At 54.6% G+C, this 26,084-nt stretch carries 21 protein-coding genes and 1 tRNA gene; 15 read left to right on the top strand and 7 right to left on the bottom strand.

Features of this window, described 5'->3' with window-relative positions; genetic code table 11:
• Positions 1 to 1,218 carry a cysteine desulfurase gene (locus tag H1D41_RS01100; protein WP_228847176.1) on the top strand — a complete coding sequence of 406 codons (1,218 nt, stop codon included), beginning with the start codon at positions 1 to 3 and terminating at the stop codon, positions 1,216 to 1,218.
• A complete protein-coding gene (locus tag H1D41_RS01095; RefSeq protein ID WP_228847175.1) occupies positions 1,202 to 2,935 on the top strand; it encodes a hypothetical protein in 1,734 nt (577 codons plus the stop codon). The genes H1D41_RS01100 and H1D41_RS01095 overlap by 17 nt, the downstream gene beginning before the upstream one ends.
• Positions 2,936 to 2,945: 10 nt before the next feature.
• Here H1D41_RS01095 and H1D41_RS01090 read toward each other — a convergent pair whose 3' ends face one another.
• Positions 2,946 to 3,836, bottom strand: a complete 891-nt coding sequence (locus tag H1D41_RS01090; RefSeq protein WP_228847174.1) for a LysR family transcriptional regulator — start codon at positions 3,834 to 3,836, stop codon at positions 2,946 to 2,948.
• A 369-nt stretch (positions 3,837 to 4,205) separates the two neighbouring features.
• Between H1D41_RS01090 and H1D41_RS01085 the strand changes: the two genes are divergently transcribed.
• From H1D41_RS01085 to H1D41_RS18260, 3 genes are all read left to right on the top strand, one after another.
• Positions 4,206 to 4,361, top strand: a complete 156-nt coding sequence (locus H1D41_RS01085; RefSeq protein WP_228847173.1) for a hypothetical protein — start codon at positions 4,206 to 4,208, stop codon at positions 4,359 to 4,361.
• Positions 4,362 to 4,467: 106 nt separating this feature from the next.
• Positions 4,468 to 4,544, top strand: a tRNA-Arg gene (locus H1D41_RS01080).
• 228 nt (positions 4,545 to 4,772) lie between these two features.
• Entirely contained in the window at positions 4,773 to 5,246 is a 474-nt protein-coding gene (locus H1D41_RS18260) for an acyltransferase (RefSeq protein WP_267473558.1), read from the top strand.
• A gap of 459 nt (positions 5,247 to 5,705) precedes the next feature.
• Here H1D41_RS18260 and H1D41_RS01065 read toward each other — a convergent pair whose 3' ends face one another.
• The 3 genes from H1D41_RS01065 to ispD are packed head-to-tail and all read right to left on the bottom strand — an operon-like array spanning position 5,706 to position 7,912.
• A complete protein-coding gene (locus H1D41_RS01065) occupies positions 5,706 to 6,206 on the bottom strand; it encodes a CinA family protein (RefSeq protein WP_324250245.1) in 501 nt (166 codons plus the stop codon).
• Positions 6,203 to 6,706, bottom strand: a complete 504-nt coding sequence (locus tag H1D41_RS01060; RefSeq protein ID WP_228847172.1) for a phosphatidylglycerophosphatase A family protein — start codon at positions 6,704 to 6,706, stop codon at positions 6,203 to 6,205. The genes H1D41_RS01065 and H1D41_RS01060 overlap by 4 nt, the downstream gene beginning before the upstream one ends.
• A gap of 12 nt (positions 6,707 to 6,718) precedes the next feature.
• Positions 6,719 to 7,912, bottom strand: coding sequence for a 2-C-methyl-D-erythritol 4-phosphate cytidylyltransferase (ispD, locus tag H1D41_RS01055; RefSeq protein WP_228847171.1), 1,194 nt, complete (start codon positions 7,910 to 7,912; stop codon positions 6,719 to 6,721).
• Positions 7,913 to 8,136: 224 nt separating this feature from the next.
• Between ispD and dusB the strand changes: the two genes are divergently transcribed.
• From dusB to hflX, 9 genes are all read left to right on the top strand, one after another.
• Entirely contained in the window at positions 8,137 to 9,126 is a 990-nt protein-coding gene (gene dusB / locus H1D41_RS01050) for a tRNA dihydrouridine synthase DusB (protein WP_228847170.1), read from the top strand.
• A complete protein-coding gene (locus H1D41_RS01045) occupies positions 9,123 to 10,241 on the top strand; it encodes a two-component system sensor histidine kinase NtrB (RefSeq protein ID WP_228847169.1) in 1,119 nt (372 codons plus the stop codon). The genes dusB and H1D41_RS01045 overlap by 4 nt, the downstream gene beginning before the upstream one ends.
• Positions 10,241 to 11,773: a response regulator gene (locus H1D41_RS01040; RefSeq protein ID WP_228847168.1), complete on the top strand. Its 1,533-nt coding sequence runs from the start codon at positions 10,241 to 10,243 to the stop codon at positions 11,771 to 11,773. The genes H1D41_RS01045 and H1D41_RS01040 overlap by 1 nt, the downstream gene beginning before the upstream one ends.
• 104 nt (positions 11,774 to 11,877) lie before the next feature.
• Positions 11,878 to 14,148 carry a sensor histidine kinase NtrY-like gene (locus H1D41_RS01035; RefSeq protein WP_228847167.1) on the top strand — a complete coding sequence of 757 codons (2,271 nt, stop codon included), beginning with the start codon at positions 11,878 to 11,880 and terminating at the stop codon, positions 14,146 to 14,148.
• A 7-nt stretch (positions 14,149 to 14,155) separates the two neighbouring features.
• Positions 14,156 to 15,565: a nitrogen assimilation response regulator NtrX gene (gene ntrX, locus H1D41_RS01030; RefSeq protein WP_228847166.1), complete on the top strand. Its 1,410-nt coding sequence runs from the start codon at positions 14,156 to 14,158 to the stop codon at positions 15,563 to 15,565.
• Positions 15,566 to 15,610: 45 nt separating this feature from the next.
• Complete coding sequence (gene trkA / locus H1D41_RS01025) at positions 15,611 to 16,987, top strand: Trk system potassium transporter TrkA (RefSeq protein ID WP_228847165.1); 1,377 nt, start codon at positions 15,611 to 15,613, stop codon at positions 16,985 to 16,987.
• A gap of 2 nt (positions 16,988 to 16,989) precedes the next feature.
• Positions 16,990 to 18,510, top strand: a complete 1,521-nt coding sequence (locus tag H1D41_RS01020) for a TrkH family potassium uptake protein (protein WP_228847164.1) — start codon at positions 16,990 to 16,992, stop codon at positions 18,508 to 18,510.
• Positions 18,511 to 18,698: 188 nt separating this feature from the next.
• On the top strand, positions 18,699 to 18,935 hold the full coding sequence (hfq, locus tag H1D41_RS01015; protein ID WP_107495963.1) for an RNA chaperone Hfq: 237 nt from the start codon (positions 18,699 to 18,701) through the stop codon (positions 18,933 to 18,935).
• Between the two features lie 12 nt (positions 18,936 to 18,947).
• Entirely contained in the window at positions 18,948 to 20,231 is a 1,284-nt protein-coding gene (hflX, locus tag H1D41_RS01010) for a GTPase HflX (protein ID WP_228847372.1), read from the top strand.
• A 27-nt stretch (positions 20,232 to 20,258) separates the two neighbouring features.
• Here hflX and H1D41_RS01005 read toward each other — a convergent pair whose 3' ends face one another.
• The gene (locus tag H1D41_RS01005) at positions 20,259 to 22,790 is read right to left on the bottom strand and encodes a penicillin acylase family protein (protein WP_228847163.1); all 2,532 of its coding nucleotides are present in this window, start codon (positions 22,788 to 22,790) and stop codon (positions 20,259 to 20,261) included.
• A gap of 110 nt (positions 22,791 to 22,900) precedes the next feature.
• Between H1D41_RS01005 and H1D41_RS01000 the strand changes: the two genes are divergently transcribed.
• Positions 22,901 to 23,770 carry an NAD(P)-dependent oxidoreductase gene (locus tag H1D41_RS01000; protein WP_228847162.1) on the top strand — a complete coding sequence of 290 codons (870 nt, stop codon included), beginning with the start codon at positions 22,901 to 22,903 and terminating at the stop codon, positions 23,768 to 23,770.
• Positions 23,771 to 23,833: 63 nt separating this feature from the next.
• Here the strand turns inward: H1D41_RS01000 and H1D41_RS00995 are convergent, their stop codons facing one another.
• Complete coding sequence (locus H1D41_RS00995; protein WP_228847161.1) at positions 23,834 to 24,403, bottom strand: lipid-binding SYLF domain-containing protein; 570 nt, start codon at positions 24,401 to 24,403, stop codon at positions 23,834 to 23,836.
• Positions 24,404 to 24,573: 170 nt separating this feature from the next.
• The gene (locus H1D41_RS00990) at positions 24,574 to 26,076 is read right to left on the bottom strand and encodes an alanine/glycine:cation symporter family protein (protein ID WP_228847160.1); all 1,503 of its coding nucleotides are present in this window, start codon (positions 26,074 to 26,076) and stop codon (positions 24,574 to 24,576) included.
• Between the last annotated feature and the right edge of the window lie 8 nt (positions 26,077 to 26,084).

Genomic DNA, 26,084 nt, shown 5'->3' with positions numbered 1-26,084 from the left:
ATGTATGACGTCGAAAAAATCCGCACTGATTTTCCGATCCTGTCGCGTCAGGTAAACGGTAAGCCGCTGACCTACCTTGATAATGGTGCATCCGCGCAAAAACCGCAGGTGGTGATTGATGCAGTCACGCGCGGCTACGGCGAAGAATACGCCAACGTTCATCGCGGGCTTCACTATCTGTCCAATCTCGCGACCGAGAAATACGAAGCAGTGCGTGGCACGATTGCACGTTTTCTTGGTGCGGAAGAAGATGAAATTATCATGAATTCCGGCACCACTGAGGGCATCAATATGGTGGCCTATGGCTGGGGGGCTGCGAACCTGCAGGCGGGGGATGAGATCATCTTGTCTGTCATGGAACATCACGCCAATATCGTGCCCTGGCATTTCCTGCGTGAACGTCTGGGTGTCGTGATCAAATGGGTGGAAATCGACAGCAACGGTGATCTCGATCCACAACGTGTGATCGACGCGGTAACGGATAAGACAAAGCTGATCTCGATCACGCATATGTCCAATGTTCTGGGCACGGTTGTGGATGTGAAAACCATCTGTGATTTCGCACGTGATCGAGAAATTCCGGTTATGGTTGATGGGTCGCAATCCTCAGTCCATATGCCGGTGAATGTGAAAGACATCGGCTGTGATTTCTTCGCCATTACAGGCCACAAGCTTTATGGCCCGTCCAGTTCCGGCGCGATCTATGCGCGCAAGGAACGTATGGCAGAGATGCAGCCTTTCATGGGCGGTGGCGATATGATCCGCGAAGTGTCCCGTGATACGGTGACCTACAATGATCCACCCATGAAATTTGAAGCGGGCACGCCAGGTATCGTTCAGATGATAGGGCTTGGCGCGGCACTTGAATATCTGATGGATCTGGGCATGGATAATGTCGCAGCTCATGAACGCCAACTGCGGGATTATGCGCGCACAAAACTGGATGGCCTCAACTGGCTGAACGTGCAGGGCAATTCTGCAACCAAGGGCGCGATTTTCTCGTTCACTATGGAAGGTGCAGCGCATGCCCATGACCTGTCTACCGTGCTGGACAAACGCGGTGTGGCCGTGCGTGCAGGTCATCACTGTGCCCAACCTCTGATGGAACATCTTGGCGTACCAGCGACAGCGCGTGCAAGCTTTGCGCTTTATAATACAGAAGCCGAAGTTGATACGCTCGTCGATGCGCTGGAACTTTGTCATGAGCTCTTTGCCTGATCCAATTGAACATGACGCGCTTCTGGGGCAGGGTGATTTGCCCCGGGGTGCTGATCTGTTGGCTGAGGGCCGTGCCGCCGCGCAGGAATGGAAGGTAGAACCATCTGCCTTTCAGCGGGCGTTTCAGGTAACCTCAGAAGCAGAATACAAACGTCGTATGATGTCAGAGGGCCGTGTCATGCAGCACGCCCATCTTGGTTATCGTTCCCTTGAAACCACTTTGGATGCGCTGCGTGATATTCACAAAACCTGTGCTGAAAAAGGCGTGCGTATTGATCGCTTTGGCATGTGTCTTGATTGGTCCATGGGCCATAAAGTGGCGGATCGGGCAGGGGGAATGCGTGGCACCGGTGTTATCCTTGATGGCCCTGACGATTTCCGCCGCATCACAGAAACCGTGCCCGCCGCCATGCATTTTGGCGATTTCATGCTGGGCTTTCCCGGGGCCTTTGAGAACGCAAAATATGCGCTGGCCGCAGGCGCAACGACCCTTGGCAACCTTGGCCAGTATTTCACCTTCCGCCTGCCAGGGGATAACGATGACATCGCCGCCACCGCAGAAACGGTTCGCGCCCTGGGCCTGATCGCAGCGCAAGAGATTGAGGTTCTGGTGCATTCCAATCTTGACGATGGGTTTGCGGCATCCTTCCATGATCTCTGTTCCGCCCTTGGCATGGCTATGGTGGAAAAACACATTGTATCAACGCTTTGCGGCGCGGCCTATACAGTGTGTTATGGGCATCACTTCACCGATCCGGTCACACGTATTGCCTTCCAACAGGCCCTGACACAGGTTCTCGGGGATACGCCCGGGTCGCAGGTTTATGGCGCTACCGTGCTATATGAAGGCGATGCGGCAGAAAATTATGCAAGCCTCGCCAGCTATCTTCTACCCGACATTCTTGCACAAAATCATCTGCCCTCTGGTCATGCTGTAAACCCGGTACCAGTCACTGAAAACACCCGCATTCCGGCCCCGGATGAGGTGATTGATGCGCAGTTGAACCTTGCACGTCTGGCCACGCTTGCCCCTGGGTTTGGTCCTTTGATGGATCTGAATGCAGTCGCGCAGGTCCGGGATGAAATTCTGACGGACGCACAGGCGTTTGCACAGAAGGCCATGCAGGGTCTGGAAGACGGCGGCGTGGATACACAGGATCCGTTTCAGATGTTGCTTGCCCTGCGTCGTATGGGCGCGCGAGAAATTGAAGCCCGATTTGGTGCAAAGACCCCCATCGTTCCGGCCACAACATTTCTTGAGCTGCGTGAAAAAGCTGAAAAGATCAGCAACAGCGAAACAGGTGTGCGTCTGAAAGATCTGGCAAAGCAGAAGCTTCGTATTCTGACCGCCTGTGGCGACGTGCATGAACATGCCAAAATCCTGATGGATATGGTGTTTGAAACCTGCGATCTGACGGTTGTGGATGGCGGTGTTTCTGCCAATATGTCAGACCTTGCCGCGCTTGCTCAGGATGCTGATATTATAGCACTTTCCACCTGGAACGGTGTGGCCCTTCGCAGCACAAAGGAACTGCTGTCCGCGCTTGAAAAAGAAGGTCTGTCTCGTCCGGTTTTTATCGGCGGGCGCCTGAATGAAGTGCCGCAAGACAGCAACACCGGCCTTCCGGTTGATGTTACCGATGCCCTGCGTGACGCAGGCGTATATCCTTGTCAGGACCTTGATGAATTCTCTCAGATCCTGACATCGATCAATTAAAACCCGCGCGCTATTTCCATTTCGGCCGCGTGTGTTCCGCTGCATCCCGGCTCATAAGCAAAGGCGGTAAAACCCGGCGCAGCCAGTTCAGGACAAGTTGAACCCGTTTGGTATCTACGGTGTCCGGATGCAGGTGCGCAAACAGCTGGCGTTCGACTTCGGGCCTGTCACCGGACAGGCAGTGCAGTTCCGGATCTTCCCTGGCCAGGCACCACGGAAGGATCCCGCGTCCAACACCATTGCGTATCGCCCCGTGCAGCAGGCTTGCGTCCGTCGCCGTCATGCGAACAGTTCTGTCCGGGCCAATCCGACGGCGGATTTCATGCGCAATGCTTGGGCCGGTGACTTCATCATCTTTAAACATGACCCATCGGTCCGGGGCAGGTGGTGACGTGATCGATTCAAACACCCCATAGGGCACAGAACACAGGGGGGTCGTGAAGCCAGAGTGGACCGCAGGCGCATCAAACCAAAGCGATATCGTGGCCTCACCGGACAGGCTTGCCGGGGGCAGGCGACCTGACAGGCGCAGTTCCAGCTGGGAATGGTCAGCCAAAAGCGTATGAACTTCGGTCTCCGCCAATCGTTCCAGCATCCAGACATTTCCCTGCAGGCGCAAAATTCCGGTAACACCTTCGTCGTCGCTGATCAGGTCGTTTTGCATTTGAGAAACGGTTTTCTCTATGGCCAGCGCGTGTGTGGTGACCAGTTCCCCCTGTCTTGTCACCGAGAACCCGTTTTTTGAACGTACAAACAATGTCGCGCCAAGCTGTGCCTCAAGCGCCGACAACCTCCGGCCGACGGTTGTCTGATCCATATGCAACAACCGTGCGGCAGCGGTCAGATTACCGGCGCGATGAATGGCCAGAACAATTTTCAGATGGCTCCAATCCGGGTGCATATGTTTCCTCAGTCATGTCATGCAAATTTGCAGGATCCTCCTGCATCATGCGTTCTTATTTGCCTGATGCTGACACGTTATAGGAAAGAAGCGCAAGCAAGACCTGCTGTCTGTCCTCCGTAATGCGACCGGTCGTACAGGGGCTGCCAGCTCTGTTTTGACAGACAGCAGGTTGCATTTACTCAACTGAAACAGGCCGGACGCGAAAAATCAGGAATAAGCCAATGAGCAATAGAAAACTTACAGCAGTTGTAACAAGTTTAGTTTTTGTTTTGGGAGCATGTGCACAGCAACCAGAACCCCGGCCGATCATACATCCGGAGCCGATATTCAATAAACTGGGTGTCGCAACGGGGTGTACAGGTGGCTATGAGCTGGATTCAACATCCACATCCTGTGAACCGATTGATGAAGGTTGCGACCCATCCTATGAAAACTGCGATCCCTGGGATGATGATGACCGTCCACGTGATCCAACTGGTCAGCCTGACCCTGCTGGTTTGCCCGACCCACAGTAAATCGTGATTGCGATTGCATCGCAATGCAAAGGAAATGGCCCGGAGGAAGTAATTTGGACATCAGGCCATTTCCCGATTGCGTCACTTTCACATGGCCGCTATATCGGGCGCATGCACCTGTAGCTCAGCTGGATAGAGCGCTGCCCTCCGAAGGCAGAGGCCAGAGGTTCGAATCCTCTCAGGTGCACCAAAGATCCCCTCGCGGGGCCTTATTTTCCGAACATATTGACACAAAGATGGTTCCTTCAGGTTTAGCAAGCGCGATCCGAAAAAGATGGCCCGCGGGCTGCTCACTGCAAACAGGTCGAAAATCCAGGACCACCTCTTTGTCGATCACTTTTGCCGAATTTAAATGACATATGGGAAGTTACGTAACTATAGCTTATTCGTTTGTTATCACTTGCTGAAGGATCATGAAATGAAAGCCCACACTCTAAGCGATGTTCAATCAAATAACGTGGGGGAAAATACCACGATCTGGCAGTATTGTGTTGTGTTGCCCGGTGCAAAAATTGGCAGTAACTGCAATATCTGTTCTCATTGTTTTATTGAGAATGACGTCATCATCGGTGATAGGGTCACAGTCAAGAACGGCGTGTATATATTTGATTCAATTTATATTGAAGATGATGTCTTCATCGGACCAAATGTTACCTTCACAAACGATATTTATCCTAAAAGTAAGCGCGGTACAGAGGCAGAACCTTCAGAATTCCCCAAAACAATAGTAGGGAAAGGTGCCTCAATTGGTGGGGGCGCAACGATACTTCCTGGGATCACAATTGGAGAAGGTTCTCTCATTGGAGCTGGCGCTGTCGTAACAAAAGACGTGAAACCTAATTCGGTTGTATACGGGAGTAGTGCTGTAGAAAAACGTTTGGCCCATCCCTGAGTACATTTAATCAGGTTGTGCGACGATCATGAGGAGCAGAGGTGTATTGCTCCCATTTGGTGATCAGGTCGAACGGCTCTTTCGCATCTGTTTGCTCCTTCAGAAGGTCGGCAGGCGCTGCATCAGAACAGGGGAAGTTTCGAGGGACAGGTTATTAAGTTGCTTTAAAAAAGGACCTTCCCTGTAAATTCAGGGAAGATCCAAAACGCGCCAGAGAGAGAGAGGTCGACAAGAGTCGGGCGCGGGTAAACTTTGTGATAAGAGGTGATGCCATTTTCTTCGATGATCGAAGATCGCCGCGAAAACCGTAAAAAACTGCACCAACACCTGCTCGCTGTCCTCAGGGTATGTCAAAATAGCTGGGACACCAAAAAGAAACGCCGGATCTGCGTGAAATTAAAGCGCTTCGCTGAAAATATAGACATGATTGAGTATTTTTTAGGCAGTTTTATTCAGATTTCAGATCGAAATCAAAGCCTGAGACAACATGTTTAATGCGTGCAAAGTTGCTTGCCTGCGGACTTCGGATCGCCCGGTCGCACCCAATTCAACGCTCTCTGTGGTAACCTCACAGGCCGAAATCTCTGTTCGCCTGGCAAGCCCGAAACAGACCCGGCCTTCTGGTTTGAACTCTGATCCTCCTGGGCCGGCTATACCGCTTATGGACACAGCAAGGTCGGCACCAGAGCGCATCAAAGCGCCTTCAGCCATTTCACGCACGGTTTCCTCAGACACCGCCCCGAACACCTCCAGAGTTTCAGAGCGCACCCCAAGAAGATCTGACTTGGCGGGATTGGAATAGGTTACAAAACCATATTCGAAAATGGCAGAGGACCCCGGCAACTCGGTAAGGGCTGCCGCAAGAAGCCCACCGGTGCAGCTTTCCGCGCAGGTCACGCGTTTATGCTTTTCAGTCGCAAGGGTCAGAACCTGTTGCGCAAGAGGGGTGACATCACTCACAGCCCAAACACCCCGTGGCTTATCCATGCGCCAAGCAGAACAACCACTGCTGCCATAATCCCGGCAATCACATCGTCCAGCATCACACCAAACGCATCACTGCGCCTGTCGGCCCATCCCACAGGGCCAGGTTTCAGAATATCAAAGATGCGGAATGCAATGAAAGCCGTGACCATGCCAGGCCAGAGGGCAAGCATCCCGTGCCCCGTGTGCATGGCGCCGATAGAAACCGGCAGCAAAGCAAGCCACTGACCGGCAACTTCATCAATAACGATTTCAGACGGGTCATGGTTGTCCTGGCCGCGTGTCGCAACTGCGGTGGCCCACCAGCCCCCGAAGAAACTTACAACCACGCCGATCGAAAGCAAGAAGGTGCCGCCGATCTCATGCAGGGCCCAGCCGGTCAGAACCGCAGCAGCAGACCCCCAGGTGCCAGGCGCAGGTTTCAGAAGGCCGGCCCCAAAGAAGACTGCGATCATACGTGCGATAGAATGTTGCATTTTATGAGTCCGTTACTGGCTGATCAATGTGGTTGTCACAAGTGCTGCGATGCCTTCGCCGCGTCCGGTAAAGCCCAGCTTTTCCGATGTTGTCGCCTTGACAGAAATGCGGTCAGCCGCAATCCCGGTAATTTCAGACAGGCGGTTTTGCATCGCCCCGGCGACCGGGCCGATTTTTGGAAACTCACAGATCAGCGTGCAGTCGATGTTTGAAATGCTAAAGCCTCGGTTTCGGGCCAGGCCTACAGCATGTTTCAGAAAGATCTGACTGTCGGCATCTTTCCACTGCGCTTCAGATGGCGGGAAATGGCGGCCAATATCGCCTTCTGACAGGGCACCATAGATTGCATCAGAAATCGCATGCATCCCGACGTCGGCATCTGAATGCCCCAGAAGCCCCTGACTGTGGGGCACTCTGGTACCGCAAAGCACGACATAATCGTTAGCACCGTCCTCGCGCTGTCCGAATTTATGCACGTCAAACCCGTTTCCGGTACGAATATCCATGGTCTGTTCAGCCTCTTCTTTCAGCAATTGTTCTGCGCGTGAAAAATCTGCGGGATGCGTGATTTTTATATTGTTCTCAGAACCCGTGACAATCCGGACATCCGCACCTGCAAGCCGGGCGATTTCCACATCATCTGCGGCCCGGGCCGTGGCTCTTGCATGGGCACTGCGGATAAACGACAGGTGAAACCCCTGAGGTGTCTGCGCCCGCCACAGGTTTTCACGGCTGACCGTGTCCTGAACCGTTCCGTCAGCCCCGCGCCACAGCGCATCCGTCACGGGCAGGGCCGGGGCCGCGCCCTGATGATCGCGCAATGCGGTCAGAACCTCAGAAATCAAAGCATGCGAAACCAGGGGCCGCGCCGCATCATGGATCAGAACCAGGTGAAAGTTCTCCGGTATCGTGGCAAGCCCTGCCTTTACAGATAAATCACGTTCAGCCCCGCCATCCTGCAGGATAACCTGCACACCATCCGGCAGCGCTATGTTTTTCTGCACAAATTCCCGGTCCTGTGGCCGGATCACCAGAACGATCAGGTCAATCTCGGGGTGGGTTGCGAATTTTTCCAGGCAATGTTCAACAACCAGACGTCCCGCAAGCCTGTGGTATTGTTTCGGGGTGTCCGGGTCTCCGTAAGCGGCGGCCCGTGTGCCAGCGCCTGCTGAAACGACAATTGCTGCGGTCTTCTTCTGTTGCATCGCTGGGTCAGTCTGCCTGTTTTCATGCCGTTTTTCTCAGCTGCTTGTCTAAACCCTGGCCACCAGGAGGGCAAACGCTTTGACTGAATGATCATATATTGTGCGCAAATACTCGTGCGTGCTTAAAAAATGTGCAATCATACAAATAACAACCATGTGCCGCCGGGTGAGCAATTGCCGTCAGTACCGTGGAAATGGTTCAGAGTTCCGGAAAGGATCAAAGTTTGACGCTGACAATTGGCAATATAAACCTGAAAACACCTGTCTTGCTTGCACCGCTTGCGGGGATTACAGATCTGCCGTTCCGGAACCTTGTGTCACGCTTCGGTGCAGGACTTGTGGTCAGTGAAATGGTGGCCAGCCAGGAAATGGTACAGCGCAAGCCCGGCGTGCGTGAAAAAGCGGAACTGGGGTTTCAGGCGGCCAATACATCAGTGCAGCTTGCCGGACGTGATGCGTCGTGGATGGCGGAAGCGGCCCGGATCGTTGAAGGCAGCGGGGCCCGGATTATCGACATCAACATGGGATGCCCCGCAAAGAAAGTTGTGAACGGCTATTCAGGATCCGCTTTGCTGAAGGATCTTGATCACGCCCTGACCCTGATTGAGGCAGTAGTTGCCGCGACTTCACTGCCAGTCACGCTGAAAACCCGCCTGGGGTGGGATGATAACCTACTGAATGCGCCCGATCTTGCCAGGCGCGCGGAAGAAGCAGGTATTCAGATGATTACCATCCACGGGCGCACGCGCTGTCAGTTCTATAAAGGTCAGGCGGATTGGGCCGCGATCCGTGCGGTGAAGGATGCTGTTAGTTTGCCTGTGATCGCAAATGGCGACATTAAAGATGCGGGCCATGCCACTGAAGCTATGTCACTTTCCGGTGCAAATGGCGTTATGATCGGACGAGGCGCACAGGGGAAACCCTGGCTGCTGGCACAGGTCTCTTCGGAACTGACTGGCACGCCTGCACCCGTGATACCGACCGGGCCGGATCTGGTTTCTATGGTGTCTGATCATTATGAAGATATGCTGTCGTTTTACGGCACAGATCTGGGCAATCGCACGGCGCGCAAACATTTGGGCTGGTATATGGATGAAGCCGGGACAAGCGTACAATTGCGGCGTGAAATTCTGACTGAAAAAGATCCGGCAGGTGTTTTCAGCCGTCTGCCAGACGCGCTGACCAGCCAGGAACCGGTGAGGGCCGCTTTATGAACGCAGCTATTCATCGCCCCCGGGATCTCTGGTCCTTGCTGCCGCTGCCCATGCTGATGCTGGATGCAGACGGCCGGATACTTGAGGCAAACGCAGAAGCACAGGCCTGTTTTCACATTTCGCAGCGCCGGATGCTTGGGGCTTTGCCCGACGATCTGCTGGAAGCGCATCCGCTTGTATCAGATCTGACCGGGCGCATCCGGGCCGGGAACCCATCCGTGAGCGTGAATGACATGCGGCTGCGCTTTCGCAACCGGGCCCCTCTGACCTGCCGCCTTCAGGTGCAGGATGTCGAGGGGGGCTTTTTTCTTTTATTTCAACCGAATGAAAGCCCGCAACTGACCCATCATTCATCCGGCGCGGAAGGGCATGTCCGTTCCGTGGTTGGCATGTCTGACATGTTGGCGCATGAAATCAAAAACCCGCTGGCAGGTATATCAGGCGCAGCCCAGCTGATCCGTATGAACGCAGATGAAGGCACGCAGGAACTGACCGACCTGATTGTTGATGAATGTCAGCGCATCGTTAAACTGCTGTCTCAGGTGGAAGAATTCGGCAATCTGCAACCGCCGGAACTTAAGCCGGTAAACCTGCACGATGTGCTCGACCGGGCTGTACGGTCTGCCAGTCTGGGTTTTGCAAAAGATATCACGATCCGGCGGGAATATGATCCGTCTTTGCCAGAAACCGGCGGTGACGCGGATAAACTGGTACAGGTGTTTCTGAACATATTGAAGAATGCGGCAGAGGCCCTGCAACGCGATCAGGGGGCTTCTGATGAGGCACCGGCACAGATCCGTATACGCAGCTATTATGAACCGGGCCTGCGACGGCAGCTTACGGTTGGCGGGTTTGCAGCCCTGCCACTGCATATTGAAATCAGCGATAATGGCGGCGGAATTCCTGAGGATATGATCGGCGAGATATTTGAACCCTTCGTGTCCGGGCGCCTGAATGGCACGGGGCTGGGGTTGCCCCTGGTCAATCATATTATCGAGGGGCATGGCGGGATGATCCGGGTGACATCTGAGGCGGGGCAAACCTGCTTTACCGTATCGATGCCGCTGAAACGCACCGGCAAAGAAAACACTATAGAACGGCAGGGAGAATTCTGATGGATGGTACAGTTCTGATTGCAGATGATGATCGCACCATAAGAACCGTTCTGACCCAGGCGATGACCCGGGCAGGGATGCAGGTGCATGCAACCTCATCACTTACAACTTTGATGCGGTGGGTGTCTGAAGGGCGGGGGGATCTGGTGATCACAGATGTCGCAATGCCGGACGGAAATGGACTTGAGATGATCCCGCGGATCGCAGAACTGCGGCCCGAACTGCCGGTCATCGTGATTTCCGCACAGAACACGATTATGACAGCCATTCGCGCCAGCGAAGCAGAGGCCTGGGACTATCTGCCAAAACCCTTTGATCTGCCGCATCTTATGCACCGTTCTGCCCTGGCTTTAGAAGAAAGCCGCAAACGCCGCAGGACCGCTCTTGGCAGTGAGGCCACAACAGAGAATGCAAGCGCGCCCCAGGCCCCGGCCGCACAACGGGATGCGTCGGAAGCCGTAACGCTTGCGGGACGTTCACCGGAAATGCAGGCCCTGTATCAGTCGATTGCACGTGTCATGAACACGGATATCCCGGTGTTGATCACTGGCGAAAGCGGAACGGGTAAATCCAGAGTGGCCCGCGCCGTGCATGGGTTAAGTCAACGGAACGCCGCCGGTTTCCAGATCCTTGATCCTGCGCTGCCAGGGGACAGGCAGCAGGAAGATCATCTTCTGTCAGAACTCCGGGGCGGCACATTGGTTATTGATGAACCGGGGGAATATAGCCCGGAAGAACAGCTGAAGCTGAACCGTTTTCTGGATCGTTTCACCCGGACTGAAAGCTCAGAGCCGCGTCTGATCACCACAAGCCAGCAGGATCTGAACCTTCTTCTTGCCAATGGTCATATGCGCGCGGATCTGTATTACCGCCTGAAAGGGGCGGAACTTCATGTGCCGACGCTTGTGCAACGCATGTCAGATATACGCATTCTGGCCGAAGAATTTTTGCGCAGCGATGACCTGGATGATCAGGGGCCGGGCGTTGGCCGCAGCAACGGTGTGGCACGCGCATTCAGCCCGGACGCAGAGCAACTTCTCTGTCAGCACAGCTGGCCCGGAAATGTACGCGAACTGAAGAACACCATCCGTCAGCTCGTCGCCGTCAGCACCAGACCCGTAATTTCAGCAGATGATGTCCGCAGCCTCCTGTCAGGTGCCTCTGCGGGTTCCGTTGCGGTGCCCGGCAGCTATACGTCGCAGATGATCGGCAATGTTTCGCCAGGTTCAGGGGGCGCGCATGGGCTGATGTCCGGGGCATCCGATGGCCAGACCGATGACGGAAACCTGTCTGACAGCGTTCAGAAACACCTGCGCAGGTATTTCGATCTCCATCAGGATTCATTGCCGGCACCCGGACTTTACCAACGTATATTGAAAGAAATGGAGATTCCGCTTTTTGAAATTGCGCTGGAAGCAACACGTGGCAACCAGGCGCGTTGCGCCGAACTTCTGGGCATCAACCGCAATACTTTACGCAAGAAACTGACCACTCTGGATATTCACGTGACACGCGGGCGCAAGTTGATGTAAAACCGCAACAGAGAGTGACCATTTTGCAGAAATCGCGAAACAGGTTACCGGATTTTGGCGGTTACGTACGGTTTGGGCCGGACGTGAATGTATAGGGATACAACATGCGTCTGCGCAGGAGGCACACGACGCTTGCGAAGCTGAACACGCTTCGTAAACGACGGCGTTTTCAGACTCTCTTAACATTAGGCCTGGTCTTTCTGGGGCCGGTTCTTGCCGTTTTGACCTTCCTTGTTCTCGGGCCTGTAGATGCAGCGCGCAGCGGATATTGGTTGCGTCCGGTTCTGCTGGCTGACTTCATTTATGTGATGGTCATCTCCACACTGGTTTTGCAACGTATCGCCCAGATGATTGCTGCCCGCCGGGCCCGTTCCGCCGGGTCACGGCTTCACCTGCGGCTGACCGGTGTTTTTGCGGTTGTGGCCTTGCTTCCCACCATTCTGGTTGCTGTTTTCGCGGCTCTGACAATCAATTTCGGCCTGGAAGGCTGGTTTTCTGAACGCGTCCGTACGGTGATTGGATCCTCCCTGGGGGCCGCTGAAGCCTATGAGGCTGAACACCGCCGTGATCTGGTGCGTGACGCCCGTGCGCTTGGCGTTTTTCTGGACGAAGAACGTGGCCGGCGGGGGGTACTTCTGTCCGATGGTGAATTGCAGGCCGTTCTGGCCAATGGGCAACAGCAAGTGCAGCGCGGCTTAAAAGAAGCTTTTGTTGTCAATGGAAGCGGGGTTCTGCGCAGCCGCGGGGATCGGTCTTACCTTTTCGATTTTGAACAGATTTCCCCGGAAGATCTGGCAAAAGCCCTGGTTGGTAAGGTGCCGGTTATTCAGGATTGGGCCAACAATGAATTCCGGGCGTTGATTGCTTTGCGTAACTATCCCGATCATCTGCTTTATGTCAGTCGAACGGTTGATGGCGAATTGCTGTCACTTCTGGATGACACCCGTGAAACCGCCGGGCTGTATCAGCAGCTTGAAAGCGACCGGGGACGGCTTTTGTTTGAATTTGGCCTTTTGTACCTTGGGTTTGCTGTGATGCTGATCCTTGCGGCGATCTGGCTGGGTCTGTGGTTTGCCGAACGCCTTGCGCGGCCGGTGGGGCAACTTGCCGGTGCGGTGCAGAAAGTCGGTGCCGGGGATTTTGATGTTCAGGTGCGTGAGGAAGAAGGCGATGATGAGATCGCCATGCTCAGCCGTATTTTCAACCAGATGACGCTGCAACTGCGGGCGCAACGGGACAATCTGATCGAAAACACCCGCCAGATTGAACGTCGGCGCCGAATGTTTGATTCAGTGCTGTCATCGGTCACCGCAGGTTTGATTGGCCTGAACGATGAGGGGCGTATTGCCTTTGTGAACCGCGCTGCGACGCGCATTCTGTCCATGGATCCGCATGATGCCGCAGACGCGGCCCCTGATCCGATTTCAATCGCGGTGCCCGAATTTTCTGCGATGTTTGAAGAATTACGCGACAGTGGCCGGGACGTGATGCAGGAAGAAATTCGGGTCACCCGTGACGGCAAACAGGAAATCCTGTTGGTGCGTATGGCGATCCGTCGCAATCAGGAAGGACAGGCCGAAGGCTATGTTCTGGCCTTTGACGATGTGACCGATCTTGTGTCGGCCCAGCGTATGGCAGCCTGGGGGGATGTGGCCCGTCGTATTGCCCATGAAATCAAAAACCCTCTGACGCCGATCCAGCTGTCCGCAGAACGTATGAAGCGAAAATATGAACCCAAACTGCCAGAGGCCGACGGCCAGACCCTTGTTCAGCTGGCTGATGTGATCATCCGGCAGACCGGTGACCTGCGTCGTATTGTCGATGAGTTTTCGCAATTCGCCCGTATGCCGGAACCCGTATGTCGAAGCGCGGATCTGACGGCGCTGGTGCGCGATGCGGTGACGCTGCAGGATACCGGGCAGGAAAACGTCCGGGTGTCAGGTGAACTGCCTGAAACACCGTTGATTGCTGACATCGATCAGACGATGCTATCCCAGGCCCTGACCAATCTGATCAAAAACGCGGGCGAAGCGACCCAGACATTGACCGATGAAGGCCGGGCACCGGCAGGATATCAGGCCCAGGTAAAAGTGACACTTCAGGTTACTGAAATGAATATCGAAATTACGGTTTCAGACAATGGTACCGGTCTGCCCGAAGACCGGGCGCGTCTGTTTGAACCCTATGTAACGACACGCGACACCGGCACGGGCCTTGGCCTGCCGATTGTTAAGAAAATCGTTGAAGAACACGGCGGTTCGCTTGAACTGACTGAAGCTGAACTATTTGACGGATGCAGCCATCATGGGGCAAAAGCAGTGATCCTGCTGCCACTTCGTGATACAGCTGCGAATGATATTGGAAGGATTACGTGAGGTTTCCATGAGTGACATTCTGATTGTGGACGACGAACGCGATATTCGCGAATTGATTTCAGATATTCTTCAGGACGAGGGCTATCAAACCCGTCTGGCCGGGACATCTGATGAATGTATGAAGCTGGTTGAAGAGAACCCGCCGGCGCTGATGGTGCTCGATATCTGGCTGAAAGACAGCAATATGGACGGGATCGACATCCTGAAAACCATCAAACGCGATATGCCGTCTATTCCGGTGGTTATTATTTCGGGCCACGGGAACATCGAAATCGCAGTCGCGGCCATTAAGCAGGGCGCATATGACTTCATCGAAAAACCATTTAACATTGATCAGCTGATGGTGGTTGTCCGGCGCGCAATGGAAGCTTCACGCCTGCGGCACGAAAACCAGGAACTGAAACGCCAGGACGAAGGTTCTGATGTTATGATTGGTTCCGGCGCGGCCTTTAAGGCGCTGAAATCGAACCTTGATAAGGTCACCAAATCCAATGGACGTGTAATGCTTGCCGGTCCGTCCGGCTGCGGGAAAGAAGTCGCTGCGCGCTATATCCATGCGAATTCAAACCGCGTCGACGCCCCTTTTGTTTCTGTCAGCGCCGCAACCGTTGAACCCGAACAAATGGGTCAGGTGCTGTTTGGCAGTGAAAAACCAGACGGAACCGTTGAAGAAGGGCTTCTGGAACGCGCCAACGGCGGCATTCTGTTCTTTGATGAAATCGCAGATATGCCGCTTGGTACGCAATCCAAGATCCTGCGGGTGCTGGTCGACCAGAAATTCAAACGCGAAGGCGGCGCACAGGAAATCCATGTGGATGTGCGTGTGATTTCAAGTACGACGAAAGACCTTCAAACAGAGATTGCCCGGGGCAATTTCCGGGAAGAACTGTATCATCGTCTGAATGTTGTTCCAATCTCTGTGCCGTCTCTGGAAGAGCGCCGCGAAGATATTCCCGAACTGGCGGAATATTTCATTGAACAGCTGAACATCTCTCAGGGCTTGCCTTTGCGCGGGCTGGCGGATGAAACCTGTGCCTTACTGCAGACAAGCCTGTGGCCGGGAAATGTACGTCAGCTGAAAAACCTGCTTGAACGGGTTCTGATCCTCGGGGAAAACAGCGGCGATATTCAACCGTCCGAAGTGCCACATGGCGAAGAACCGGTGAACGATGACGGACGCGTGGTTCTGTCCGGATCCCTCGCAACACTGCCTCTGCGGGAAGCGCGGGAATTGTTTGAGCGGGAATACCTGATGACGCAGATCAACCGGTTTGGTGGAAATATCTCGAAAACCGCGAATTTCGTTGGTATGGAAAGGTCTGCGCTACACCGGAAACTGAAGTCCCTGAATGTTGTGACCTCCAGTAAATCCGGCGCCCGCGTGGCCCATGTCAGCGACGACGAAATCGAAGAATAAGCCCGCTGTCCGGGTTCGCCCGTCTGGTGCATAAAGGAACAGATCATGAAAGTTATCATCTGTGGCGCGGGTCAGGTTGGTTGGCAGATTGCCCGGCATCTTTCCCGTGAGAAAAACGATGTCACGGTTGTCGACAGCAATCCCGAACTGGTGCGCCGGGCAACCGATACACTGGACGTACAGGGCATTGCCGGTTCCGCATCCTATCCGGATATTCTGACGCGGGCAGGGGCGCGGGATGCGGATATGATCATCGCCGCGACCTATTCAGACGAAGTGAATATGGTAATCTGTCAGATCGCCCATTCGGTTTTCGCCATCCCCCGAAAGATCGCGCGCCTGCGCAGTCAGTCTTATCTGGATGCAATTTATTCAGATCTGTACCGTCGCGACCACATGCCGATTGACGTGGTGATCAGCCCGGAACGTGAGGTGGCCAAAGCCGCGCTGAAACGCCTTTCCGCGCCTTCCGCCTTTGATCGCGAAAGCTTTCTGGATGGCCAGGTGGATATGCTGGGCATTGTGCTGGACGAAGACTGTCCGGTCCTGAACACGCCATTGCGCCAGCTGACCGATCTGTTTTCCACGCTATCGGCAACGGTTGTTGGTGTGCGCCGGGAAGGCGCATTGTTTGCGCCCGAAGCCGGGGATCAGCTGTTCGCTGGCGATGAAATCTATGTCTTCACACTGAAAGAAGATCTGGCCCGGACCCTGGATATTTTCGGGAAGTCCTCAAGCAAACAGGAACGTGTGGTCATTGTTGGCGGCGGGAACGTTGGCCTTGCCGTGGCGCATGCGCTGGAAAATGAGAAAAACCGCATCCGCGCCCGTGTGATTGAGATGAACCGCGAAGTTGCAGAAGTGGCAGCGGATGAACTGGAACGCACGATTGTTCTCAATGGTGACGGCATGAACGCTGATCTTCTGGCCGAAGCCAATATTTCTGCCGCCGACGCAATTCTGGCTGTAACCGATGACGACAAAGTCAATCTCCTGACATCCGTACGCGCCAAAGCCGAAGGCTGCCCGATGGCGATTTGTCTGATCAATGATCCGACCCTGACCAGCCTGATGCAGCCCCTGAATATTGATGCCTATATCAACCCGCGGATCACCACCGTTAGTTCGATTCTGCGCCACATCCGCCACGGCCGCGTGCGCGAGATTTATTCCATCGGCAACGCAGAGGCCGAAGTGATCGAAGCCCAGGTTCTGTCCACATCCCCGATCTGCGGTCACAACATCCGTGACATCGATTTTCCCGAAGGCGTACTGATCGGGGCTTTGCGGAAAGGCAACAAAATCCTGCGTCCGACGGGTGGCACGCGTATTGATGAAGGCGATGTGATTGCGATGTTTGCCATGGCAGGTGACGTCAGCGAAGTCGAACGCCTGCTTCAGGTTTCGGTCGATTTCTTCTGATCATGGCGGAACGTATCCTTAAACTGCCATTCATGGTGCTTCTGATGGGCATTTCATCGCTCCTGATGTTTCCCGTCGCCCTTGTTGGCACATTCATGGATGAAAGCCACGCGGCGCGTGTGTTCTTTTATGGCGGGGTGCTGTTCCTGATCCTGACAATTCTGATTGCCATCGCAATGGAGCATAATGAAAACCGCTCTGTTCTGCGCAGTCATCTGCTGACTCTGGCCGGGGCCTGGATATTGCTGCCCCTCATGTTGGCCGTGCCTTTTTACGAAGCACTGCGCAACACCAGTTTTGCAAACGCTTACTTCGAAATGCTATCTGCTTTTACGACAACCGGGGCAACGCTGTTTGATGATCCTGAACGCCTGCCCATGGCCCTGCATTTCTGGCGCAGCCTTGTGGGATGGATGGGCGGTTTCTTCGTCTGGGTGATCGCGATTGCCATTCTTGCGCCCCTGAACCTTGGTGGATTTGAAGTCACCGCGCGGTCGCGTCTGTCACAGACCGGGAACTACTTTAACTGGATCGGCCGTGAGGCATCGCCTGCAAAACGTCTGTCGCACCATGCAGGCAAGCTTGCGCCGGTTTACGGCGGTATCACAGCCGCATTGGCCGTATTTCTATACATCAGCGGGGAAAACGGATTTGTCGCCATGTGTCATGCAATGGCTGTGCTGTCGACAAGTGGCATTTCACCGGTTGGCGGGCTAAGCGGTGCTGACAGCGGGTTTATTGGCGAAACCCTGATCTTCATCTTCTTGTTCTTCGCCATTTCCCGCCTGACGTTTGCACCCGAAACGCAAAAAGACAGCATCGCGCGCCTGATCAAAGATCCTGAGTTCCGGATAGGTATCGCGCTTGTCATTACCGTGCCCGCCCTTTTGTTTCTGCGCCACTGGTGGGGCGCGCTTGAATTTGACGATCAGGAAAACCTGCCGCGCGCGATCAACGCGCTCTGGGGTGCGGCCTTTACGGTTCTTTCTTTCCTGACGACCACAGGCTTTGAAAGTCAGGCCTGGTCCGAAGCCCGGGGCTGGTCAGGCCTGGCCACACCTGGTCTGATCCTGATGGGGCTGGCGATGGTCGGCGGTGGCGTTGCGACCACAGCTGGGGGGGTGAAACTTCTGCGGGTCTATGCGCTTTACAAACATGGCACCCAGGAGATGGAAACACTTATACAACCAAGCATCGTCAGCGGTGTCGGCGAAAACACCCGCCACCTCGGGCGGCAGGGCGCTTATATGGCCTGGATCTTCTTTATGCTGATGGCTGTCAGTATTGCATTGATCAGCCTGGGGCTGTCCCTGACGGGGCTGGATTTTGAAACCTCCGTGGTTTTCGCAGTTTCTGCCCTTTCAACAACCGGGCCGCTGGCCAGCGTCGCGATGACCCAACCGCTGTCCTGGGCCGAACTATCCGGCATGGGGCAGCTGATTTCAGCAATCGCAATGATCCTTGGCAGAATGGAAACCCTGGCGGTTATTGCGCTGCTCAACCCGGATTTCTGGCGTCGCTGACAGATTCCATGCAGAAAAATACAAAAGTCGGTTGCATATCGCTTTGTTTTCGGGCTGAAATAGAAAGGAAGGGAGGGCGCTTTTTCCGGATCCATGATGGAAAAGGCCCCTGAAGGACGAATATTTGCCAACAGCATCGCAGAATTTGTGGTGCCGGGCCGGCGAGAACAACAAAAAAGGTAAAACCTATGGCTGCCGACAAGCAAAACCTCCAGGAAACATTTCTGAACCATGTGCGGAAAGCAAAAGTTCCTGTGACCATCTTTCTGATCAATGGCGTGAAACTGCAGGGTGTGATCTCCTGGTTTGACAATTTCTGCGTGCTTCTGCGTCGCGATGGTCAGTCCCAGCTGGTGTTTAAGGGCGCGATTTCCACAATCATGCCGTCCCAGCCGATCAGTCTCTATGAAGGTGAAGAAGAGTAACCTTTGGGCGGCATTGAAAGACAGGAGCAGCCAACCCGTGCATGGGTGCTGCACCCCGATATAAAATCATCTGATCCACGCAAAGACACCCGTCGCGCGCCACAACACGCGCTTGAAGAAGCCGTGTCTCTGGCGCGTGCGCTGCCTGCACTGGACGTCGTGGGGCAAACAATTGTCCCGCTGCCAAAAGTGCGGCCGGGCTATCTGTTTGGATCGGGTAAAACCAATGAACTTGGCAATATGCTGGCTGACCAGGAGGTCGAGCTAGTGCTTGTGGACGGGCCGTTGACGCCTGTGCAGCAACGCAACCTTGAGAAATCCTGGGGCGTGAAGATCCTTGATCGCACGGGTTTGATCCTTGAGATTTTCTCAGACCGGGCCCAGACCCGTGAAGGCGTGCTGCAGGTCGAAATGGCCGCGCTGTCGTATCAGCGCACACGTCTTGTCCGCGCCTGGACCCACCTTGAACGCCAGCGGGGCGGGCTTGGCTTTGTTGGTGGTCCGGGGGAAACCCAGATCGAAGCCGACCGCCGCGCCATTGATGACCAGATCGTGCGTCTGCGCCGTCAGCTTGATAAAGTCGTCAAAACCCGTGATCTGCACCGGTCTGCCCGTGCCAAAGTGCCTTATCCGATTGTTGCGCTTGTCGGTTATACCAACGCCGGAAAATCCACGTTGTTCAACCACTTAACCGGTGCGGATGTTATGGCGAAAGATATGCTTTTCGCCACGCTGGACCCAACCATGCGGGCTGTTACACTGCCTTCGGGCAAGGATGTGATCCTGTCCGACACTGTAGGTTTCATATCTGAATTGCCGACAGAACTGGTTGCGTCCTTCCGTGCGACGCTTGAAGAAGTCCTGAGTGCCGATCTCATTCTGCATGTGCGTGATATTTCGCATCCAGACACGGAAACCCAGGCGAAAGACGTTGAAGAGATCCTTGCAACCCTTGGAATTGGCGAGGAAACCAAACGGTTTGAAGTCTGGAACAAGCTGGATCTTCTGGATGCAGACGGGCGTGAGGGGCTGCAAATCCGGGCGGAACGATCTGATGAACATTTCGCTATTTCAGCAGTCACAGGGCACGGCCTTGATGATCTTCTGACGCAGGTGTCAGAGGCGCTGACCGATCCGAAGACAGAAGAAACCCTTCTGTTGCCGTGGTCGGATGGTCGCAAACGCGCCTGGCTCTTTGATCAGGGCGTGGTTGAAGAGGAACGTCAGACAGAGGAAGGGTTCGAGCTGGATCTTCTCTGGACCGCCCGTCAGAAAAAACGCTTCCGGGAACTTTGAAAAATCCCGGAAGCTTTTGCTTTCAAATCACTCTGAAGCCTCAGCCGGGGTCAAAACGCTGATCCCGGCATTTGCCGCGCGCGCAAGCTCCGGGTCCAGAGACATCGGGATATATTCACCGCGCCGCCAGAGTTCCCCCAGATTGTCATAGAAACGCGACAGCGGGTGACCGGACTGGCCAGTGGACAGGACAAATACCGAACTGTCGGGGTCCGCAAAATCGTAAACACCGCGATAGCTGGCGGCATGTACGTTTGCGTAAGGGTTCTTACCGCTGCCGATCATCCGGCCACGCATCAGGGCTTCGTCGCTGCCGCTGGTGGACTGACGAATATTCACGATCCAGCCCAGCACACCATTGTCGCCCAGAACAGAATGATCCTGCCAGGCTTCATGCTGATCGCCCCAGCGTTGACTTTCCGGCGTGCCGCCGATGTTCTCGTCAATCCAGATCAAGGCTTCATCCAGCGCAAGCTGCGCCATATCAGGGCAGGTTTCGACGTTGCTTGTCTGCACGATGTCACACCAGCGTGACGCACCGTCAATGTCACGGAACACCCGTTCCAGAAACAGAGGTTCCACAGATGTAAACGCATCTGCCATATCGCCCAGATCATCGCGGATCAGGCGATCCTGCAGATGGCGCATCCATGTTGCATACAACAGAGGTTCCGGCAGATGTTCGTTCATCTCCCCATTCCAGACAGACAGCAGTTCCAATGCCTGTTGCCGGCGTCGCTCTGACGTGCCATCCGGGGCAGGGGTTCCACTATACCAAAGCTCTGCCCCGACCAGCGCAAGCAGGGTCCGGGCCGCGGTGGAAACTTCATCCAGCTGCACATCAATAAAGCTGTCACGCGTATGTACGCGGCGGTTTTGCATCAGGAACTTCCAGCGCTGCACCCGCTGGCTGTCGCCCCAGTTAAAGGTCATATGACGGGGAAAGGGCGCATCTGTAATTTTGTTGTTTGTATTTCCGACAATGCCGCCATCAGGATCAACAAATTCTGGGTTCTGGTCATATGGCAAACGTCCCTGCCACTGATTGAACGCAATAGATCCAAGCGATGGAATACGCCCCTGGCCGGTCTGACGGAAACCACGGCGGGGAAATGCCCCAAGGGTTTTCAACGCAACACGCCCGCTTTCCGCAATCGTCAAATTGATGGAAGGGGCAATCATGGCCTCACCAGCATCTATCGCAGTTTCAATACTATGCGCTTGTGAAATGCCGATAATCGCCGCAACAGAAGTATCGGCCGGAGAAAGCGCGGTCCAGGATACCGCCGCGACATGATTGGGCGGGGTGACATCCCCGACACTATAATGCCAGGCAGGCAGGATCGGGCCATTGTCGCTCCAGCGCAGGGTAATCTGTCTTGGGGCAGCATCCCGAATGCGGATCGTTTCTTCACGCGTGGTGAACTCGCGGGGGCCAGACGGGCTGACATATTCATTGCGATTTTCAGGGTTCAGCTCTTCCAGAAAAATATCCAGATCATCCAATGTGCTTGCACTGAAGCCCCAGGCCAGATCTGTATTGCGTCCGGACCAGATGCCGGGAATCCCCGGAACTGTTGCACCGATCAGACCGCCACGGGTAAGCTCCAGTCGGGCCAGATACCAGATGGCAGGGGCTGTCAGATCGAAATGTGGATCATTCGCAAGCAGGCTTGCACCAGTGGCTGAACGGGACGGAGCAGCCGCAAAGACGTTGGACGCCCCAGCAAACGCGCGATGCGGAAAGGGCGATAAGGGCAAATCCGGTGAGGTCAGATCAGACGAAGAGGCCATAGTTGCCTGCCCCGGGATCGCGCGCATATCAGGCACATCTGTTATACGGTTTTGCCGCGCAGGTGACACAGCAGCAGACCCGACAGCGTCCAGTTCTGCAACCGCGTCGCCAGGAATGTCCGGCAGAAGATCTTTAAGCTGGTCCGGCGTCAGGAACAGAGCCATCCGGGCACGCAGGACTTCATGTTCAAAAGCGCCAGACATCCGCAGGGCCATCAGTTTGACCATGGCGATACTGTCTGCCGGCTGCCAGGGTTCAACGATTGAAGGGTAGAAGAAAAATTCTGGTGCACCACGTCCGAGCGATTCAGCATTCACTGTATCAATCCAGGCATTCACACCCGCGGCATAGGCTTCCAGCACAGCAAGCGTTTCTTCATCCTGCACCGCAAGTGATTGCTGCGCCGTGCCGTAAAGACCCATCCGGCGCATCAGTTCATCCGTATCAGCCGTGTCTTCACCGAAGACTTCTGACAAACGCCCCTGGGCCGTCCGCCGGGCAACAACCATCTGCCAGAGCCGGTCCTGCGCATGTACAAACCCCAGCCCGAACCAGGCCTCAGCGTCACTGCTGGCAAAGATATGCGGGACAGCCGCGTTGGACCGAATGATCTCAATCGGTTCAGACAAACCTGTCACCGAATAGTCGGCATCATATTCAGGCAATGATCGTGTCGCGAGATAATAAACCAGAACCGCTGACACGGCAGAAAGGATCACTGCTGAGACAAAAATTCTATATGTCCAGCGCATTAGTCGTGCCATCTGACCGCCTCTGTAATTGTTTTCCGGAGCGTCCGGAATTGACCTTTTAAGCTTTCCACTTCATTACGAAATGGACATCTGAAAAGCAATTCAAAGAAATGGGGAAGATCATGGCAAAACTGACGTTCCTGGGGCTGGGCGTGATGGGGTATCCGATGGCCGGGCACCTTGCAAAAGCAGGGCATGAGCTGACGGTTTACAACCGGACAGCGGCAAAATCTGAAAGCTGGGTAAAAGAACATAGCGGCAATTTTGCGCCGACTCCCCGCGAAGCTTCGGCGGATGCGCAAGTGGTGTTCTGTTGTGTGGGCAATGATGACGATCTGCGTTCTGTCTGTCTTGGGGAAGACGGTGCTTTCGCGGGCATGGCAGAAGGCAGCATTTTTGTTGACCACACCACGGTTTCTGCCAAGGTCACAAAAGAACTGCATGACATCGCGGCCCAAAAAGGCATTTCATTCGTGGATGCGCCAGTGTCTGGCGGTCAGTCCGGTGCCGAGAACGGCGTGCTGTCCGTCATGTGTGGCGGAGCGCAGGCCGATTATGACCGCGTGGAACCCATGATTGACGCCTTTGCCGGAATTTGCCGCCGGATCGGCGAAAGCGGTTCTGGTCAGTTTACCAAAATGTGCAATCAGATTGCCATTGCCGGGGCGGTGCAGGGCCTGTCAGAAGCTTTGCATTTCGCTGAGAAAGAAGGCCTTGACGGACGTGCCGTTGTTGAAGTCATCAGCAAAGGCGCTGCGGGCAGCTGGCAGATGATGAACCGCCATGAAACCATGCTGGATGATCACTTTGATTACGGCTTTGCCGTGGACTGGATGCGTAAAGATCTGCGGATCTGCATGGATGCCGCGGATGAAAACGGCGCAAGCCTGCCGGTCACTGCACTGGTGGATCAGTTCTATAAAGACGTTCAGAAAATGGGCGGCGGGCGCTGGGATACATCCAGCCTTTTTAAACGCCTGCAAAAGCTCTGATCAAAATAAAAGCCGCCTTTTCAATAGAAAGGGCGGCTTTCTTATTTCTGTATTCTCCCGGATTTAAGGGATGATACGGGTGTATTTTGTGCCTTCAAGGCTGGCACCGATATGCAACCCGGCCTGGCCAAAGATCACCGCAATCACCGGGGACAGCACAGTGGTGGTATCCGTGGAAATATCGCCGCCCTGATCAGACACCGCATATTCCAGATCTGCACCCGCCGCCCAGCCATGGCTGTTGCGGAAGTCATAAAGCGATTCATTGGTCATAAAGAACAACACATGGGCAAACTGCTTTGCGCCAATCTGCAGGCCGAAGCTGCCGGAGGCTGCAGAATAATAGTCGACGGTTGCCCCATTGATCTGCAACGCGCCACGGCCGAAAGATCCGCCAATGCCAAATCCGGCCTCGGTGATCAGGGGCATCACCAGCATGCCGACGGCTTTCTGCGCCAGATCACGTGTGCCGGGATATTGCGCATACATATGCTGCACGGTCTGGGATACACGCGCATCAATACGCGATGCCCCGCCAGAACTGATGCCATTGCCACAGGCTGTGGTGGTTGCAAGGGCTGCACCGGAAATCAGAAAGTTCCGACGCGTGGATGTGTTTTGGGAATTGCTCATGTTTTGCTCCGCCTCAGGTTGAGATTGGGTGTTTTCACCCTTTAAACGCAAGGTAGATCAATTCGTGTAAGCTGTCACCTGCATTCGTTATACATGTCGCAGGCTGGCAAAACCCCGCACATAAAAAGCCCCGCACAACGGCGGGGCTTCTCAGGCAACGGGAGGGAAAATCAGTGACGGAAGCTTTTGATTTCGCCACTGTCCAGTTTGGCCTGATACTTTTGCATTTCCCGTTTTACGATGGGGGCCAGGAAATAAAGACCCAGGATGTTTGGCACACAGATCAGGAAGACCAGCGCATCAGAAATGTCCAGGATCGGTCCCAGCTGAACCATGCAGCCCAGGGCCACGAAGACACAGAAGATGACTTTGTAAACCATCTGGCTGCCTTCGCCTTCGCCAAACAGGTAAGTCCAGCCCTTCAGCCCGTAGTACGACCATGAGATCATGGTTGAGAAAGCAAAGAGCAGGGCAGCAATCGCCAGCGGTGTCGGGAACCAGGAGAACTGGCGTTCAAACGCCGCTGATGTCATGGCAACACCGGTTGCATCACCCGCAAAGTTCGGGTCTGCCACCTGGCTTGTGCCAATCACCAGCGCTGTGATCGTACAGATCACAATCGTGTCGATGAAAGGTTCCAGCAGGGACACATAGCCTTCGGTCACGGGCTCAGATGTTTTCACCGCAGAGTGGGCGATAGATGCAGAACCAATACCGGCCTCGTTAGAGAAGACCGCACGCTGGAAACCAATGATCAATGCACCCAGGGCACCACCGGCAACGCCTTCGCCTGTGAACGCACCGGTAAAGATATTGGAAATCGCCTGAGGCAGGGCAGGGAAGTTCATCAGGATCACGATGATCGCGAAGACACAATAGAACACCGCCATGAAAGGCACGACTTTCTCAGTCACACGGGCAATGGATTTGATCCCGCCGATGATCACAGCAAACACAACTGCCGCCAGGATCAGGCCAACCAGCCAGCCCAGACCGTCCAGCGCACCATTTGCCACTGTGTTCAGCTGAACATAGGCCTGGTTTGATTGGAACATATTACCAATGCCAAGCGCACCGATGCAGATACCAACCGCGTAGAACACACCAAGGAAGCGCCCAAGGCCGGGCTTGCCGATTTCATTAAAACCCTTGTCCAGGTAATACATCGGGCCACCGGAAACAGAGCCATCTTCATTTTCAAGGCGGTATTTCACACCCAGAGTACATTCCACAAATTTCGTGGACATGCCCAGAAGGCCAGCAAAGATCAGCCAGAAGGTTGCACCAGCACCACCAACGGTCACCGCAACAGCAACACCACCGATGTTACCAATGCCCACGGTGCCGGAAACGGCAGTCGCAAGCGCCTGAAAATGACTGACTTCACCGGATGAATTCGGATCCGCATAATCGCCACGCACCAGTTTGATCGCATGACCAAAGCCGCGCAGGTTGATAAAGCCCATATAGACGGTGAAGAACACCGCACCGATCACAAGCCAAAGCACAACAATCGGCAGTTGCGCGCCAAACAGCGGGATTTTCACAAAAACAACCGAGCCAATGAAAGAGGCCAGAGGTTTTGTAATGTCGTTAATGGTTTCGTCAATTCCGGCAGTTGCCGGCAGGGTGAAAAGAATAAGTGCCACAAGGGACATCAGAACGCGTTTCATTTTATGTC

This window comes from Halocynthiibacter styelae (assembly GCF_016123485.1).
In the GTDB taxonomy this organism is placed as follows: Bacteria; Pseudomonadota; Alphaproteobacteria; order Rhodobacterales; family Rhodobacteraceae; genus Halocynthiibacter; species Halocynthiibacter styelae.
The sequence above is the reverse complement of the archived record's forward strand: the minus strand, read 5'-3'. Positions and strand labels throughout refer to the sequence as shown.

Bases quoted from the DNA above. Each gene is read 5' to 3' on its own strand.
- H1D41_RS01100 (WP_228847176.1), top strand. From the start codon at position 1: ATGTATGACGTCGAAAAAATCCGCACTGATTTTCCGATCCTGTCGCGT.
- H1D41_RS01095 (WP_228847175.1), top strand. From the start codon at position 1,202: ATGAGCTCTTTGCCTGATCCAATTGAACATGACGCGCTTCTGGGGCAG.
- H1D41_RS01090 (WP_228847174.1), bottom strand. From the start codon at position 3,836: ATGCACCCGGATTGGAGCCATCTGAAAATTGTTCTGGCCATTCATCGC.
- H1D41_RS01085 (WP_228847173.1), top strand. From the start codon at position 4,206: ATGAGCTGGATTCAACATCCACATCCTGTGAACCGATTGATGAAGGTT.
- H1D41_RS18260 (WP_267473558.1), top strand. From the start codon at position 4,773: ATGAAAGCCCACACTCTAAGCGATGTTCAATCAAATAACGTGGGGGAA.
- H1D41_RS01060 (WP_228847172.1), bottom strand. From the start codon at position 6,706: ATGCAACATTCTATCGCACGTATGATCGCAGTCTTCTTTGGGGCCGGC.
- ispD (WP_228847171.1), bottom strand. From the start codon at position 7,912: ATGCAACAGAAGAAGACCGCAGCAATTGTCGTTTCAGCAGGCGCTGGC.
- H1D41_RS01045 (WP_228847169.1), top strand. From the start codon at position 9,123: ATGAACGCAGCTATTCATCGCCCCCGGGATCTCTGGTCCTTGCTGCCG.
- H1D41_RS01040 (WP_228847168.1), top strand. From the start codon at position 10,241: ATGGATGGTACAGTTCTGATTGCAGATGATGATCGCACCATAAGAACC.
- H1D41_RS01035 (WP_228847167.1), top strand. From the start codon at position 11,878: ATGCGTCTGCGCAGGAGGCACACGACGCTTGCGAAGCTGAACACGCTT.
- ntrX (WP_228847166.1), top strand. From the start codon at position 14,156: ATGAGTGACATTCTGATTGTGGACGACGAACGCGATATTCGCGAATTG.
- trkA (WP_228847165.1), top strand. From the start codon at position 15,611: ATGAAAGTTATCATCTGTGGCGCGGGTCAGGTTGGTTGGCAGATTGCC.
- H1D41_RS01020 (WP_228847164.1), top strand. From the start codon at position 16,990: ATGGCGGAACGTATCCTTAAACTGCCATTCATGGTGCTTCTGATGGGC.
- hfq (WP_107495963.1), top strand. From the start codon at position 18,699: ATGGCTGCCGACAAGCAAAACCTCCAGGAAACATTTCTGAACCATGTG.
- H1D41_RS01005 (WP_228847163.1), bottom strand. From the start codon at position 22,790: ATGGCACGACTAATGCGCTGGACATATAGAATTTTTGTCTCAGCAGTG.
- H1D41_RS01000 (WP_228847162.1), top strand. From the start codon at position 22,901: ATGGCAAAACTGACGTTCCTGGGGCTGGGCGTGATGGGGTATCCGATG.
- H1D41_RS00995 (WP_228847161.1), bottom strand. From the start codon at position 24,403: ATGAGCAATTCCCAAAACACATCCACGCGTCGGAACTTTCTGATTTCC.
- H1D41_RS00990 (WP_228847160.1), bottom strand. From the start codon at position 26,076: ATGAAACGCGTTCTGATGTCCCTTGTGGCACTTATTCTTTTCACCCTG.